The 13,917-nt window shown below is 73.8% G+C and carries 13 protein-coding genes and 1 tRNA gene; 7 read left to right on the top strand and 7 right to left on the bottom strand.

Annotated features, from left to right (window positions below; all coding sequences use genetic code 11):
- Nucleotide 1 precedes the first annotated feature (1 nt).
- Nucleotides 2-958: an SCO2400 family protein gene (locus tag ACV7NM_RS21880; RefSeq protein ID WP_463411857.1), complete on the bottom strand. Its 957-nt coding sequence runs from the start codon at nucleotides 956-958 to the stop codon at nucleotides 2-4.
- A 78-nt stretch (nucleotides 959-1,036) separates the two neighbouring features.
- On the opposite strand from ACV7NM_RS21880, the gene ACV7NM_RS21875 reads away from it, so the two are divergent.
- Entirely contained in the window at nucleotides 1,037-1,630 is a 594-nt protein-coding gene (locus ACV7NM_RS21875; protein ID WP_463411856.1) for a hypothetical protein, read from the top strand.
- Between the two features lie 18 nt (nucleotides 1,631-1,648).
- Here ACV7NM_RS21875 and ACV7NM_RS21870 read toward each other — a convergent pair whose 3' ends face one another.
- Nucleotides 1,649-2,359, bottom strand: coding sequence for an esterase/lipase family protein (locus ACV7NM_RS21870; RefSeq protein WP_463411855.1), 711 nt, complete (start codon nucleotides 2,357-2,359; stop codon nucleotides 1,649-1,651).
- Between the two features lie 223 nt (nucleotides 2,360-2,582).
- Here ACV7NM_RS21870 and ACV7NM_RS21865 point away from each other — a divergent pair, with 223 nt between their 5' ends.
- Together ACV7NM_RS21865 and ACV7NM_RS21860 are read left to right on the top strand one after the other, a co-directional pair.
- Nucleotides 2,583-3,620 (top strand): rod shape-determining protein, encoded by a 1,038-nt coding sequence (locus ACV7NM_RS21865; protein ID WP_136214205.1) that lies wholly within the window; start codon nucleotides 2,583-2,585, stop codon nucleotides 3,618-3,620.
- Nucleotides 3,617-5,230 carry a sensor histidine kinase gene (locus ACV7NM_RS21860; protein WP_463411854.1) on the top strand — a complete coding sequence of 538 codons (1,614 nt, stop codon included), beginning with the start codon at nucleotides 3,617-3,619 and terminating at the stop codon, nucleotides 5,228-5,230. The genes ACV7NM_RS21865 and ACV7NM_RS21860 overlap by 4 nt, the downstream gene beginning before the upstream one ends.
- Before the next feature lie 42 nt (nucleotides 5,231-5,272).
- Here the strand turns inward: ACV7NM_RS21860 and ACV7NM_RS21855 are convergent, their stop codons facing one another.
- Complete coding sequence (locus ACV7NM_RS21855) at nucleotides 5,273-5,707, bottom strand: Lrp/AsnC family transcriptional regulator (protein ID WP_463411853.1); 435 nt, start codon at nucleotides 5,705-5,707, stop codon at nucleotides 5,273-5,275.
- 69 nt (nucleotides 5,708-5,776) lie between these two features.
- On the opposite strand from ACV7NM_RS21855, the gene ACV7NM_RS21850 reads away from it, so the two are divergent.
- The 3 genes from ACV7NM_RS21850 to ACV7NM_RS21840 all read left to right on the top strand — a co-directional run bounded on the left by ACV7NM_RS21850 (nucleotide 5,777) and on the right by ACV7NM_RS21840 (nucleotide 8,470).
- Entirely contained in the window at nucleotides 5,777-6,592 is an 816-nt protein-coding gene (locus ACV7NM_RS21850; RefSeq protein WP_463411852.1) for a LysE family transporter, read from the top strand.
- A gap of 52 nt (nucleotides 6,593-6,644) precedes the next feature.
- A complete protein-coding gene (locus ACV7NM_RS21845; protein ID WP_463411851.1) occupies nucleotides 6,645-8,006 on the top strand; it encodes a carboxyl transferase domain-containing protein in 1,362 nt (453 codons plus the stop codon).
- 86 nt (nucleotides 8,007-8,092) lie between these two features.
- The gene (locus ACV7NM_RS21840) at nucleotides 8,093-8,470 is read left to right on the top strand and encodes a hypothetical protein (RefSeq protein ID WP_463411850.1); all 378 of its coding nucleotides are present in this window, start codon (nucleotides 8,093-8,095) and stop codon (nucleotides 8,468-8,470) included.
- Nucleotides 8,471-8,518: 48 nt separating this feature from the next.
- Here the strand turns inward: ACV7NM_RS21840 and ACV7NM_RS21835 are convergent, their stop codons facing one another.
- Complete coding sequence (locus ACV7NM_RS21835; RefSeq protein ID WP_463411849.1) at nucleotides 8,519-9,781, bottom strand: MFS transporter; 1,263 nt, start codon at nucleotides 9,779-9,781, stop codon at nucleotides 8,519-8,521.
- A 214-nt stretch (nucleotides 9,782-9,995) separates the two neighbouring features.
- Between ACV7NM_RS21835 and ACV7NM_RS21830 the strand changes: the two genes are divergently transcribed.
- Nucleotides 9,996-11,162, top strand: coding sequence for a carboxylate-amine ligase (locus tag ACV7NM_RS21830; RefSeq protein WP_463411848.1), 1,167 nt, complete (start codon nucleotides 9,996-9,998; stop codon nucleotides 11,160-11,162).
- Between the two features lie 195 nt (nucleotides 11,163-11,357).
- On the opposite strand, the gene ACV7NM_RS21825 is transcribed toward ACV7NM_RS21830, so the two are convergent.
- The 3 genes from ACV7NM_RS21825 to ACV7NM_RS21815 all read right to left on the bottom strand — a co-directional run bounded on the left by ACV7NM_RS21825 (nucleotide 11,358) and on the right by ACV7NM_RS21815 (nucleotide 13,783).
- A complete protein-coding gene (locus ACV7NM_RS21825; protein WP_463411847.1) occupies nucleotides 11,358-12,065 on the bottom strand; it encodes a GAP family protein in 708 nt (235 codons plus the stop codon).
- 107 nt (nucleotides 12,066-12,172) lie between these two features.
- The gene (locus ACV7NM_RS21820; protein WP_463411846.1) at nucleotides 12,173-12,586 is read right to left on the bottom strand and encodes an SHOCT domain-containing protein; all 414 of its coding nucleotides are present in this window, start codon (nucleotides 12,584-12,586) and stop codon (nucleotides 12,173-12,175) included.
- 1,123 nt (nucleotides 12,587-13,709) lie between these two features.
- Nucleotides 13,710-13,783 (bottom strand) — tRNA-Ile (locus tag ACV7NM_RS21815).
- Nucleotides 13,784-13,917: the final 134 nt, after the last annotated feature.

Below are 13,917 nucleotides of genomic sequence, written 5' to 3'. Positions count from 1 at the left end.
TCTAGCAGAAGATGAACCAGCACGTCGGCTTGGGCTTCTTCGTCTTGGTGGGCGTGGGCACCGGCACGGGCGGCTGCGCCGTGCCGGAGGTGCTGGGCTCGGGCTGTCCCGGCTTGGTGGGCTGTACGGATGACCCCGGCCCGGAAGCGGTGGGCGTCGGCCCCGGGGCCCCGGAGGCGGAGGCGCCCACCCCGGCGCCCGGCTGCGCGGACCCGCTCGGGCTCCCGCTCGGTCCGGCCGACTTCGTGGCGCTCGCGGAGGCCTTCGCGCCCCCGGCGCCGTTGCCCTTGCCCGTGCCCGTCGCCCCGGAGCGCGCGGCCCCGCTCGGCGCGTCCGGCGCCGGCTCCGGCTTCTCGGGGCCGTCCTCGTCGGTCAGCACCACCTTGGCGGCCCGGCCGCCGCCCTCGTCGTCCGTCGTCATACGGGCCAGGGCCACCGAACCGCCGGTGGCCAGGGCCAGCCCGAGCCCGACGCTGAGCAGGGTCCGGCGGCCCCGGGCCGCGCCCCGGCCGCGCGACCGGGAACGGCCGTCCACCGGCCCGGAGAGCAGCACGATCGACTCGGTGTACGGGTCCGCCGGCTCGGGCTCGGGGGCGGGCCGGGGGGCGGGGTGGTCGCCGTACCCGGACTCGGCGTACCCGTCCCGGCCCGCGTATCCGGCCTCGGAGTAGCCCGCCTCGGCGTACCCGAGGTCGGCGTACCCCGCCTGGCCCGCGTGTCCGGGGTCGCCCTGGCCCCCGTACCCCGGTGGCGCGTAGCCGGGGGGCTGCGTCGGCGCGAACGCCGACTGCGCGTACCCCGGCTGCGCGGGACCGGGCTGCCCATGGCCGTACTGCTCATGGCCGGGCGCCGCGGCGGAGGCCGGCGGGGCGGGTATGAGGTACTCGGCCGGGGTTCCGCATCCGGCGCACGCGAGCGCGCCGTTGAGGTACCTCCGGCAGGCAGGGCAGTAATTCATAGGGCCCGCAGGCTACGTGGTGATCGGCAACAGCGGGATTCCGGGAACGTAAGGATCCTGTGTGGAATCGTGTCTTCCATGACCGCGACCCCGCCGACCCCGCCGGCGGCCGGCTCGGGAGCCTTCGGCCCGGCCGCCTTCCAACTGGTGCTGCTGCGCAGGATGGCGGACTTCCGGCCGGACCTCGCCGAGCGGGCCCGGCTCCGCCTGGGCGCCTCGCTCGCCGAGCAGCGGCAGGCCAACAAGCGTTGGCAGGCCATGGTGCGCTCGTCCCGGTCCCGCGGCGCCTTGGCCCGCTACCGCTCGGTGCTCGGCCCGCCGGAGTCCACCGCGCCCCGGCGGATCGGCGACCTGGAGTGCCAGGCGCTGCTCTGGCCGGTCCCCCTCTGGCCCGACCTGCGCTTCGAGGTGCTGGCCGGGCCGGACGGAGCGGTGTGGAACGAGTGGCTGGTGCGGGCTCCGGGCACGCGGGGGCCCGTACTGGAGGCGGCGCGGGACCTTCGGCCCTGGTCGGCGACGGTGGACGAGGTGGCGCGGGCCTTCGCGCCGGTCCGCCCGATGGAGGGCACGGCGCCGACGCGGTGGCGGCTGGCCTTCACCGTGTCGGGGGAGGCGCTGGTGGCGGAGTTCACGTACGGCCTCCTCCAGGAGGTCCGGCCGGGGACGGCCTGAGGCTTTCCGGGCGCCGGTTCAGGACGCCAGGAAGGCCCGTACGCCGGCCGAGGTGGCGTCATCGCCGAGCAGGTCGTTGTGCTTCAGACAGCCCGCGGCCACGTTGGTGGCCCCGGTCAGCACGACGCTGTCGTCCGGATTGACCACTTCGTCGCAGTCCGACCGGAAGGTGGCGTACGCGACCGCCCCCGGCGTCTCGTCGCCGGCGGCCAGGTTCTTCACCACGTACGACCCCGGGGTCATGTCCCGACACGCCTGGTCCCACAGGGCGCAGGCCCAGGCGGTGGAGGTGCCGTGGTTCGGGCCGGCGAGCGAGACCCAGTGGGCGACGGCCGCCGTACCGCCGCCGTACTTCACGTACCAGCGGCTGACGAGCGAACCGAAGGAGTGCCCGACGATGTCCACTTTGGCCGCTCCGGTCTGCCGGCGGACCTGGTCGACGTAGGCGCCGAGCTGTCCGGCGAGCACCTCGTTCACCGACTGGTGGGTGTCGTAGCCCCAGGAGAAGAGCCGGTCATCGGTGTACCCGTCCGCGCGCATGTCCTCGCGCAGTGACCCCCACACCCCGGGATCGGCGTTGTAACCGTGCACGAAGACCACCGGGTCGCGGGGGGCCGCCCGCTCGGCGGACCCGCCGACCGCCCGGGCCTGTGCGGGCGCCAGGAGGGTGACGGACAGGGTCAGGCAGAGCGTCAGGAGGGCCGGCAGTCCCTGGCGCGGCGTCAGCATCGGTTCCCCTTTACCTTGTTACGCGCCGGTAGCGCGGACAGTGCGCGCATCGTGGCGCCTGTCGGTACAGAAGACCACCCCTGTGCAGCACCGTCCGGCACAAGCGACCCACCCCGGCCGGAGCATCTCAACAGGCGCATGACCCTGTTGACCCGAGAAGATATGAGTTGTCCGACCGGCAGTCGCCGGTCTTCTTGCGTCAGCGCTCTCGGAGGGATCTGCCGTGACCGTCAGTCTTGAGCAGTTGCGCCGCTGCCACGTCGCTGTCGACCTGGGGGCGGCCAGGACCCGCGTCTACGTGAAGGGCGCCGGCCTGGTCGTCGACGAGCCCAGCGTCGCCGCGGTGAACACCCGTACGGGGGCACTCATCGCCGTCGGCACCTTCGCCGAACGGATGACGGGTCGCACGCCCGACTACATCCGGGTGGTGCGCCCCGTCTCCGGCGGCACCGTCGTCGACATCGAGATGGCGCAGCGGATGCTGCGTCACCTGCTCGGCGAGAAGCTGCGCCGCGCCCTGCGGCGCAAGCCTCGACTGCGGGCAGCCGCCTGTACCCCGCACGACGCCGATCCGCTCGCGCAGCGGGCGGCGGTGGAGACGCTGGTCGGCCTCGGCGCCCGGCGCGTCGAACTGGTCGACACCCTGATCGCGGCGGCCGTCGGCTGCGGCCTGCCCGTGGAGCAGCCGACCGCGACCATGATCATGGTGTGCGGAGCCGCGGCGACCCAGGTGGCGGTGCTTTCCCTGGGGTCCATCGTCACCGCCGAGCGGATTCCGGTCGGCGGCGAGGCCATCGACCACGCCGTGGTGCAACACCTGCGCCACGCGCACGAGCTGATGCTCCCCAGCCAGGCGGTCCGGCCGCTCCAGCTGGCGCTGCACGGCAACGGCATCACCGCCGAGGGCCCGGCCTCCACCCTCATCCACGGCCGGGACGTGGCCACCGGCCTGGCCCGCTCCGTGCACGTGGACACCGCGGCGGTGCGCGACGCGATCCACACGCCGCTGACGGCGGTGCTCGACGGCATCGGCAAGGTTCTGCGGGACTGCCCGCCGGACCTGGTGGCCGACCTGACGGACCGGGGCATCATGATGGTCGGCGGCAGCGCCCTGCTGCCGGGCCTGGACCAGATGCTGCGCGACGCGACGGGGATGCCCGTGGCCATCGCGGAACGCCCCGACGTGTGCGCCGTGCTGGGTCTGGGCGCGATGCTGGAAGGAAAGATCGCCCCCATGGTCCTCAACCCCCTGACCGAATGACACCACCCGCACACGAACGCCCCGGGGGCCCGCCCGGTCGGGAATCCGGCGGGCCGCAGGCCCCGGGCCCGACGGAGTCGGCGAGCCTGCCCGTGCTCTTGGAGGCGGTGCTCGCCGTGGGGTCGGAGCTGGAGCTGCACAGCACCCTCCAGCACGTGGTGGACTCGGCCGCCGATCTGTGCGCGGCGCGCTACGCCGCGCTCGGAGTCGTCGACCCCGAGCGCGGCCGACTGACCGAACTGTTCACCTCCGGTCTGACCGCGGCCCAACGGGCCGCGATCCCTCGGCTGCCCGACGGCCGCACGGGTCTGCCCGGCGCGCTCATCAGCGACCCGCGCCCGCTGCTGCTCGACGACCTCGCCCAGGACCCCCGTTCGGCGGGCTTCCCGCCCGGGCATCCCCCCATGCGCGGCTTCCTCGGCGTCCCCATCCGGGTGCACACGGAGGTCTTCGGGAACCTCTACCTCACGCAGAAGCGCGGCGGCGGCCCCTTCACCGACGAGGACCTGTCCCTGCTGCGGGTCCTGGCCTCCCAGGCCGGGATAGCGATCGGCAACGCCCGCCTCTACGACACCGCCCGCCGCCGTGAGCGCTGGATCGAGGGCGCCGCCGCGGTGACCACCGCCCTGCTGGCGGGCCGTCCGGCGGCCGACGCGCTGATGTGCGTCGCCGAACGGGCCCGGCTGCTGGCGGACGCGACGGCGGGCGTGGTGCTCCAGCCGACCCCCGAGGGCGGTATGGAGATCGTCGCCGCCTCGACGCACGGCGACCCCGGGGACCTCGTCGGCACCACCATCGCCCCCGGTTCAGCGGTCCTGGAGCAACTCCTCGGCGGTGAACCCGTCTTCATAGAGGACTCGGCGACGGACCCCCGGATGACGACCCACGTGCGGGAACGGTTCGGCCCGAGCATGATGCTCCCGCTCCAGAGCGGTGGCCGGCTGATCGGCACCCTCGCCCTGCCGCGGGCGCGGGGCGGACGCCCGTACGACGCCGTGGACCGGCTGCTGGCCTCGCAGTTCGCCTCGCAGGCCGCGCTGGCCCTCGTACTGGCGGACGCGCAGCACGACCGCGAGCAACTGGCCGTCTACGAGGACCGCGACCGGATCGCGCGCGACCTGCACGACCTGGTGGTCCAGCGGCTGTTCGCGACGGAGATGATGCTGGAGAGCACGAAGAAGCGCTCGGCGTCCGCCGCCGCCGGGGACACGATCGGCGCCGAACTCGGGCGGGCCGTCGACGAACTGGACTCCACCATCCAAGACGTCCGCACCGCGATCTTCGCGCTCCAGCAGCCCCCGACGGCCGCCCCGACGACCTTCCGGGGCCGGGTGCTGCGCGAGACGGGCGGTGCGGCGGTACTGCTGGGCTTCCAGCCGTCGGTGCGGTTCGCCGGGGCCGTCGACGCACTGCTTCCGGAGCCGGTGGCGGCCGATCTGCTGTCCGCCCTCCGGGGCGCCCTGGCCGCGGCCCACCGCCGGACGGACGTCTCCTCGATCGAGGTGGAGGTGGACGCGGTCCCGGGCCGGGTCCGCCTGACGGTCTTTGACGACGGCCGGACGCAGGCCGGCGCCAGGGGGACGACGCTCACCTGGGAGTCACCGCTCTGAGGGCTCCCGCCGTCACACCGCCGCCGGCGGGCGACGCCCGCGTCACCCCGGGGTGTTCGCGGCCCGGAGCGCGATCCTCGTACTGGACTGGGCGACCCCGGCCTCCCGCTTCAGGCGGCGCAGCAGCGCGTCGAGCGCGGTGGCGTCGGCGGCGCGGGCCCGTACGAGGTAGTCGTAGGCGCCGGTGACGTGGACGACCTCGGTGATCCCGGGCAGTCGGACCACCCGCTCCTCGAACTCGTCGTTGGTGACGCCCTCGCGCAGCGTCAGGTCGATGAACACGACGAGCCCTCCGCGCGTGTCGGCGGCCGGGTCGACCACCACGGTGAAGCCGAGGATCACACCGTCCCGCCGCATCCGGCGGACCCGGTCCGCCGTGGCGTTGGCGCTGAGTCCGACGCGCACACCGAGGTCGCGGTAGGAGATCCGCGCGTCCTCACGCAGGATTCCGAGGATGTCCCTGTCCAGGCGGTCCATTCCGCGATTATCGCAGTCGGGGCCGTTATTCACCGCCGTGGTGGTGGCCGCCCGGACAAGGCTGCTCGCATGAGTGATCCGAGCGCATTGAGCGCACTGAGCTCGTCAGACGTGGGCGGGCTGGGCGGGCTGCTGACGCCCGCCGTTTCGGGGGCGGTCGCCGGCCTGGGCGTGGCGATGCCGATGGGTGCGATGAGCGTCCTGCTGCTCCAGGAGGCGATGCGGAGCCGCCGTACGGCGGTGGCCGCGGCCGCGGGCATCGCCGCGGTGGACCTGGGCTACGCGGCGTTGGCCACCGCGCTCGGCCCCTGGGTGGCCGCGCGCGTCGGCCCGGTCGAGGCCTGGGTCCGCCTGGCGGCCGGGGTAGTCCTCCTCACGATCGCCGCCCGCGGCTTCCAGGCCACGCGCCGCAGCCGCGCCGTCGCCCCCGCCGCCCCGCCCTCAGTCCCGACCGCGACCGAGGCCCGGCGGGTGCTCCCCGGTCGAGCGGCCCCGGCGGCTGTTGACCCGCCCTTCGCCGGCGCGATCGCCCCCGCCGGCGACGGGGCGGCCCCGGCGCCGGAGCCGGCCGCCCGGCAAGAATTCCACGGGTCGGCGCGGGCGGCGTTCGCACGCTATGTCGGCCTCACCGCCGTGAACCCCACCACCGCCCTCTACTTCGCCGCCCTCACCACCGCCCAGGGTGCGACCCTGCGCGCCGGCGCGGCCGGCGCCGCCTTCCTCGTCGGTGTCGGCCTCGCCTCCCTCGTCTGGCAGCAACTGCTCGTCCTGGTCGGCTCCCTCGCCGCCGCCCGGATCTCCCCCGCGGTCCGCGTCTGGACCTTCCGCCTCGGCTACGGACTGGTCGCCGCCTACGCGTTCAAGGTCGTGTTCCCGCTCCCGTGAGCCGCCCCACACGCCGGGCCACCGCCGCGCCGGCACGCCCTAAGGTGACCCCGTGACCACGACCCGCCTGTCGGCCCGCGCGGCCATCGCCTCCCTCGCCGACCCCGGCAGCTTCGCCGAACTCCCCGTCTCCGAAAGGGAGTCGGTTCCCGACGGCCCGCTGGCCTGGGCCGGGTACGACGGCGCGCGTGGCCGGGCGACCGCCGCCACCGGGGAGACGGAGTCCGTGGTCGTCGGCACCGCCCGCGTCGGCGGCTACGAAGCCGCCGTCATCTCCTTCGAGTTCGGCTTCCTCGGCGGTTCGCTGGGGCTGCGCACCGGGGACCGGCTGGAGGCCGCGTACCGGCACGCCCGCGAGCACCGGCTCCCCTTGGTCTCGCTGATCGCCACCGGTGGCTCCCGGATGCAGGAGGGGATGCTCGCGCTGACCCAACTCCAGCGCGTGGCGGCGCAGTCCGCCCTGACCCGGGCCGCCGGGCTGCCCCAGATCGCCGTCCTGCGCGACCCCACCACCGGCGGCGGCTGGGCCACCCTCGGGGCGGGAGCCGACATCGTGCTCGCCCTCCCGGGGGCCCAGGTCGGTTTCGCCGGGTCCCGGGTACGCCCGCCGGACGCGGACCCGGCGGCCTACACCGCCGAGGGGCAGTACGCGGCCGGGCACGTCGACGCCGTGGTGCCCGCGCCGGAGCTCGCCCGGACCGTGACCGACTGGCTGCGGCTGCTGGCCGCACCCCGCTCGGCCGAACCGGTCCCGCCGCCGGCCGCGCAGGCCGACGCGGCGGCGCCGGCGACGGGCTGGGACGCCGTCCGACGGGCCCGCCACGCGGACCGTCCGCGCGCCGGCGCGTACCTGGACGCGTACTTCGGACTCCGGCTGCCCCTGTGGGGCGACCGGGCGGGCGGCACCGATCCGGGGATGCTGTGCGGGTTCGGGCTGCGGGCGGGCGGGGACCGGTCGGTGGTGGCCTACGTCGCCCAGTGCGGCACCGCCACCCTTCCGGCGGGCTACCGTACGGCGGCCCGCGTGATCCGCCTCGCGGACCGGCTCGGCATCCCGGTGCTCACCCTCGTCGACACCCCGGGTGCGGCCAACGACGCCGCCGCCGAACGGGCCGGGGCGGGGGCGGCCATCGCGGACGCCTTCGCGGCGGTGGCCGCGGCCGGAGTCCCGGTGACCACGCTCCTGATCGGCGAGGGCGGCTCGGGCGGCGCCCTCGCGCTGGCCGCGCCGGGGAACACCTGGGTCACCCCGGACAGCTACTTCTCGGTCATCGCCCCCGAACTGGCGGCGGCCATCCTCAAGCGCCCCGCATCCGAGGCACCCGCCACGGCGGAGCAGCTCCGTATCCGCCCCCACGACCTGGTATCGCTCGGGGTCGCGCGCGGCGTCGTGGCCCCGCGGGCGCGCCCGTGACCCACCGCTCCCGCGGAGCGGGCCCGTACGGCTTCGGGTAGTGACCGCCGCGATCCCCCGGCGGCGCCCCGAACTCGGAGCCGTCCATGTCCCGTACCGCCCACCACGTCCGCTCCCGCCGCCGAACCGACCTCACGGCGGCGGTGTTCAGCGTGCTCGTGCGCGACCTGCGTCACAGCGCCCGCTGCCGCGCCGAGGCCGCGCTCGGCGGCCACCGCCCCCGCCCGCAGGCCGTACGCCGCCGCGCCGTCATCCGGCACTTCCCGCGCGTGGGACGCGACCGGTCGGTGCCCTGCTGGGCCGCACAGGAGGAACGCCGCGCGCGGCAGCGACTGCGCGCGGACGTCCGTACGCTGCTCCGACTCACGGACCGCGGCCGAGGCGCGCGGCTCGACCTACGCGGGGCCGATGAGGCGGAGATCCGGCCCGCCCGGCACCGCCGGGCCGCGCTCTGGCTCGCCTGATCGCGCCTGATCGTGCCGGCGCGGACGTACGGCGCCGCCCGGCGGGGGTCAGGCCTGCGGCGAGCGCGCGTCGTAGCGGGCGAAGCCGCGCCAGCGGGCCGCCAGTAGGCCCACCACCAGCACGCACCCGAGGCCCCCACCGGTGATCGCGACGGCGGGCGAGCTGAGGTCGGCGGCGGTCCCGGCGAGGAAGTCCCCGAGCCGGGGGCCACCGGCGACGACCACGATGAAGACGCCCTGGAGCCGGCCGCGCATCTCGTCGGGGGTCGCGGCCTGCATCATCGTCGAGCGGAACACCATGGAGACGGTGTCGGCGCATCCGGCCAGCGCGAGGAAGAGGAGGCCGAGCCACAGGTTCCGGGTCAGTCCGAAGACGGCGATCGCGAGCCCCCACGCGGCGACGGACAGCAAGATCGCCAGCCCGTGCCGCCGAATCCGCCCCTGCCAGCCGGAGAACAGGCCGCCCAGCAGCGCCCCGACGGCGGGCGCGGCGACCAGCAGGCCGACGGTCTTGGCGTCTCCCCCGTACCAGAGCACGGCGATCGCCGGGAACAGTGCCTTCGGCTGGGCCAGCACCATGGCCGCCATGTCGGAGAAGAAGGTCATCCGGATGTTGGGCCGCGTCCCGAGGAACCTCAGGCCGTCCATGACCGATGCCCGGCCCCGCTTGTCCTCGCTCCGCTCCGGCGCCATCGAGGGCAGTCGCCACATCGCGTAGAGCGCGGCGACGAAGGTGACGGCGTCGATCAGGTACGCGGCCTGGTATCCCCACCATCCGACGGCGAGGCCGCCCAGCATGGGGCCGGCCATCATCCCGGAGGTCATGGTGACGGAGTTCAGCGCGTTGGCGGCGGGCAGCTGCTCGGCCGGCAGCAGTCGGGGGATCATGGCCGACCGGGCCGGGCCGTTCAGCGCGCCGCAGACCGCCTGGAGCGCGACGACCGAGTACAGCAGCCAGACCCGGTCGTAGTCGAGCAACGCGGCTGCCGCCAGGCCGATCGACAGTACGGCGAGCCCCAGCGAGCTGTACAGACCGAGCTTGCGCCGGTCGACGGTGTCGGCGATCGCGCCGCCGTAGAGACCGAAGGCGAGGAGCGGGACCAGGGAGAAGAGTCCGACGAGCCCGACCGAGAAACTGGAGCCGGTGATCTCGTAGACCTGGAGCGAGATCGCGAGAGTGGTCATCGCCTGGCCGACCCAGGAGACGGTGTTGCCCACCCACAGCCGTCGGTAGTGCGGGGAGGTGCGCAGGGGGGTCAGGTCGGCGAATATGCGCCGCCGGGGTCGGGGCGGGGTCGTCGTAGCGGTCACAACGGATGATAACCACCCTGCGGTCGAGGATCGCCGGACTCGGACACCCGTTCACACCCCCGCAACGGCGGCCCCTCGCATCCCGCGCGCCCCGGCCTTCCTCCACCCTTGCCGCTAACCCGCCACGCTGACCGGACATTTGACCGAATCGGCGTAGCCGTCACGCCTCCGGCTCAGCTCATGATGAAAAGACTCGTATGTCCAGGGAGGCGTAGTGATCGAACCTGGCAACAGCACCGCGAGCACCGGCAGCGCGGACGACGGAGTCCGCGCGGTCCCTGTGACGGCCCCGCTGACCGTCGGTGTCGAGGAGGAGTTCCTCCTCGTCGACGCCAGCACCTTCCGGGTGGTCCCGGCCGCCCCGCTCGTCCTGGCCACCGCCGCGGGTCTGCCCCACGAAGTGCACCCCGAGGGCACCCGCTACCAGGTGGAGATCTCCACCCCGGTCGCCGATTCGGCGCCCGTGGTGCGCGAGGAGCTCGCCACCCTGCGGCGCACCCTCGCCCGGGCGGCCCGCGCCCACGGCTGCCGGCTGCTCGCCGCTCCCTCGCCGGTCGTGGCCGTGGAGGGACCGCTGCACCTGACCGACGACGAACCGCGCCAGCGGGAGCAGCACCGCCGGTTCGGCGCGCTCACCGACACCCTGGTCAGCTGCGGCCGCCACATCCACATCGGCACCTTCGACGTGGACACGGCGGTGGCGGTGTCGAACCGGGTCAGACCGTGGCTGCCCACGCTGATCGCGTTGGCCGCGAACTCGCCGTTCTGGGGCGGCCGGGACACGGGGCACGCCAGCTGGCGGGCGATGGCCTGGTCGGGCTGGCCCTCGGCGGGCCTGCCTCCGCACTTCACCTCCACCGCCCATTTCCGGCGCTCGGTGCAGACCCTGCTCGGCTCCGGGGCGGCCCTGGACACCAAGATGGTCTATTGGGACCTCCGCCCGTCCGGACACTGGCCGACGCTCGAGATCCGGGCACCCGACATGTCACCGGACATCGACACGGCGATCCTCCAGGCCGAGCTGGTCCGCGCCCTGGTGGCCACCGTCATGCGGGAGATCGCGGAGCAGCGTCCCGAACCGGCGGCGCGTGACGACGTACTGCGCCTCGCGCGCTGGCGGGCGGCGCACGACGGGCTGGAAGGGTTCGGCCTCGACCCGTACACGGGGGCGGAACTCCCGGCGGCGGACCTGGCGGAGGCCCTGTTGGACCTGGTCGCCCCGGAACTGGCGGCGGCGGGCGAACTCGACCACGCGGCCAAAACCCTGGGCGGCCTCCTGCGCGACGGCTCGGGCGCCCACCGCCAACGTGCGGCCTTCGCCCGGCGCCAGGACCTGAACGACGTCCTGCGCTACCTGGCGGACGAAACGGAGAACTTCTAGCGCCGGAAGGCCGCCCCGCCCCGGCCGGCTGCCGGGCGGGTCGGCCCCGCGGACCCCGGCGCGGAGGTGGTGCCCGGGGCGGCACGGGACACGATCACCCGAGCCCGCACGATCACCCGAGCCCGGCCCGATCTCACCCGGGCCGCACTCCCCGACCCGGCCGCCGCCTACCCCTGAGCCGGTGGCCGCCAGGGCTCAGGCGGTGAGCTGGTACAGGCTCCTGCCCACGATCCACAGGCCGAGCACGAGGCAAGTGACGACGATCGCCGGATCCTTGTGGCGGTCCAGCCACGCCCGCAGGTTCGCCAGTGTGACGTGTGCCTTCTCCGGCGCGAACACCGTGTACAGCTCCATGGCCAGCAGGGTGGAAGTGGCCAGGACGCAGAAGGCCAGGAGCGCCACGAACGACGCGCTGTGGGAGAGGTCGGCCTCCACCACGGTGGTGGCGGCGAGGCTCACCATGCCCCACGGCTGTAGGAGCACGGCGAGCGAGGCCGCCGACCACACCGTGGCCTCGTCCGTCCTGGAGGTGATCGAGGACCCGGAAGCCTCCGGTTCCCCGTCCGCCACGCGGCCGGCGCCGTCCCCCGCAGGGCCGGCGCCGTCAGCCGTGTGCCGGCGCCGCCGGCGCCTCCGGTGCTCGCTGTACACGATCAGTCCCAGCCCGAGGGCCAGCTTGAGCGCGAGTACGGCGGTGGAGGGAGGCGAGCGCGGCGGTGGCGGCTGACCGTCTGTGACGAGCAGGACGATGGCGATGACGGTCACCAGGCAGGCGAGCCAGGCGAGGATGAACGCCAGCCCCTTCCACACGCCGCGCGGGGCGGACACCACGAGCACGAAGGCCAGGATAGGCAACGGGTAGATCGTGATGGCGAGGCCGATGAGGAGCAGGTCGAGCACCATGGCGACGCACCTTCATCCTGGTGCGGCGGCTACCGCTGCCGCACTCATCGCGGTCTCCCGGGCGCTCCGACCGATCCTGCCTGTCCGGCTTATCGGGCTTATCGGGCCTATCCGGCGAGGACCTTCGCCTTGGCCTGCTCGAACTCGGCGGCCGAGATGTCGCCCCGGTTCTTGAGCTCGGCCAGCCGGGCCAGTTCCTCCGACGCGCTGCCGCTTCCGGCGCTCTGCTTCACGTAGGAGCGGAAGTCCTCCTCGGCGCGCTGGGCGCGCAGCAGCTCTCGTTCACCCATGCCGCGTCCGCGGGCGATGAGGTAGACGAAGACGCCCAGGAAGGGCAGCAGGATGACGAAGATCGTCCACCCTGCCTTGCCCCAGCCGCCCAGGCCGTCGTCGCGGAAGATGTCGCCGATGATGCGGAACAGCAGCATGAACCAGAGGACCCAGAGGAAGATCATCATCATGGTCCAGAACAGGTTCAGCAGCGGGTAGTCCACCGCCAGGTTCACCATCGACTCGTTCATGGCCCGTCTCCTACTCTGCTGTGGGCACAGACATCCAGCGCGGATCAGGCCGCTCAATGGACGGAGGGGAAACTCCCGTCCGCCCGCGGTTCCGCGACACCGCTAGTCGTCTCCGGGGGCCGGCCGCGGGCGCCGGCCGGGCAGCCGAACGCCTCGTGCGAGAGCCCCGCACTCCCCTCCTCTCCCGGCCGTTCCCCGGCAGCCGAGCCGAGAATGACGCCGACCGGACCTGACGGCAGTTTCATGGTCAACCCATCCCCGGGTGATCGCCACGCGGGCGCGAAGAGGACCGCCAGAGAACAGACAGCGCCCGCTCGTGACAGGACTTCCGCCCCGACGGGCCACCCGCGGGCCACGCAGTCATGCGCGAGGGTCTTCTCCCGTCGGCCCGGTTCATGACGTGAGCACGGCGAGCACCACGAACCGGAAGAAGTTCCCGCGCGCACCGCCACCGAGCGGCGCCATCGAACGCGCGGCATACCGCGATACCGCCCACTGGGAGGGGAGCCGCTGACGCACCGACACGAGCAGCGGTGAGCAAGCACGTTGCCCCGTTCACTGGCCCAAAGAAGCACTTCGAGTACATCAACGGCTCCACAACCCCCCGCTTCAGATGACGGCGGGGCTCCAGACCGTGGACCCGGCTTGGCGCTGATCGGGCTGCCAGTGGCGGCCCGGCAGGCGACAGCCGAAGTCGCCGCATGAGAGCGGCGGCGTCCGACGGCAGGGAGCTTCCAGGCGGGGACGACCTCGGTTCGGTCCTTGTTCCAGGGGGGGTTCTCGCCATGCCCGACCTCTTGGGAGCAGCCGGCGTGAGGGGGCGCCAGGAGCCTTCCGTCGCCCACGACGTAGACGAGCACCCTCTCCTACGTAACCTCACGTAGCCGGGTTGCTCGACAGGCGACGCCAGACCGCCGGCCACGGCCGGCACGGGCCGACCCAGACTCTAGACACACACCAAGACGCCACCCACCCAACGGGCAGCAGATCGGACACCCGCGCGTCCCCTGACTGTCCCCCTGAGACGCGAAAGGCGGCCCCGAGGGGCCGCCAAGATCACCAAAGTGACTCACGTCGCCGACAAAGATGCCGGTCAGATCGTTTCTGCACACCTGGTGCGCAGTGGGGCGGGTGGGACTCGAACCCACGGCCGACGGATTATGAGTCCGCTGCTCTAACCGGCTGAGCTACCGCCCCTCTACGGCGTGGCGCGTACATGTGTGCGCGCCGTCTGCCGCAGCATAGCCGCTCATACGATCTGCTGCCTCGCATGATCGGCTTCGCCTGCCCAAAGAGACCGTGCCGAGCGCTGCCCGGTTCCGGTTCGGGGC

The sequence above is a fragment of the Streptomyces sp. Tek67B01 genome (assembly GCF_055231995.1).
Note: the sequence above shows the minus strand (reverse complement) of the source record. Positions and strands in the feature narration are given on the sequence as shown.

What these genes read in the sequence shown, in the direction of transcription:
- ACV7NM_RS21880 (WP_463411857.1), bottom strand. Translation starts at nt 958, where the DNA reads ATGAATTACTGCCCTGCCTGCCGGAGGTACCTCAACGGCGCGCTCGCG.
- ACV7NM_RS21875 (WP_463411856.1), top strand. Translation starts at nt 1,037, where the DNA reads ATGACCGCGACCCCGCCGACCCCGCCGGCGGCCGGCTCGGGAGCCTTC.
- ACV7NM_RS21870 (WP_463411855.1), bottom strand. Translation starts at nt 2,359, where the DNA reads ATGCTGACGCCGCGCCAGGGACTGCCGGCCCTCCTGACGCTCTGCCTG.
- ACV7NM_RS21860 (WP_463411854.1), top strand. Translation starts at nt 3,617, where the DNA reads ATGACACCACCCGCACACGAACGCCCCGGGGGCCCGCCCGGTCGGGAA.
- ACV7NM_RS21855 (WP_463411853.1), bottom strand. Translation starts at nt 5,707, where the DNA reads ATGGACCGCCTGGACAGGGACATCCTCGGAATCCTGCGTGAGGACGCG.
- ACV7NM_RS21850 (WP_463411852.1), top strand. Translation starts at nt 5,777, where the DNA reads ATGAGTGATCCGAGCGCATTGAGCGCACTGAGCTCGTCAGACGTGGGC.
- ACV7NM_RS21840 (WP_463411850.1), top strand. Translation starts at nt 8,093, where the DNA reads ATGTCCCGTACCGCCCACCACGTCCGCTCCCGCCGCCGAACCGACCTC.
- ACV7NM_RS21825 (WP_463411847.1), bottom strand. Translation starts at nt 12,065, where the DNA reads ATGGTGCTCGACCTGCTCCTCATCGGCCTCGCCATCACGATCTACCCG.
- ACV7NM_RS21820 (WP_463411846.1), bottom strand. Translation starts at nt 12,586, where the DNA reads ATGAACGAGTCGATGGTGAACCTGGCGGTGGACTACCCGCTGCTGAAC.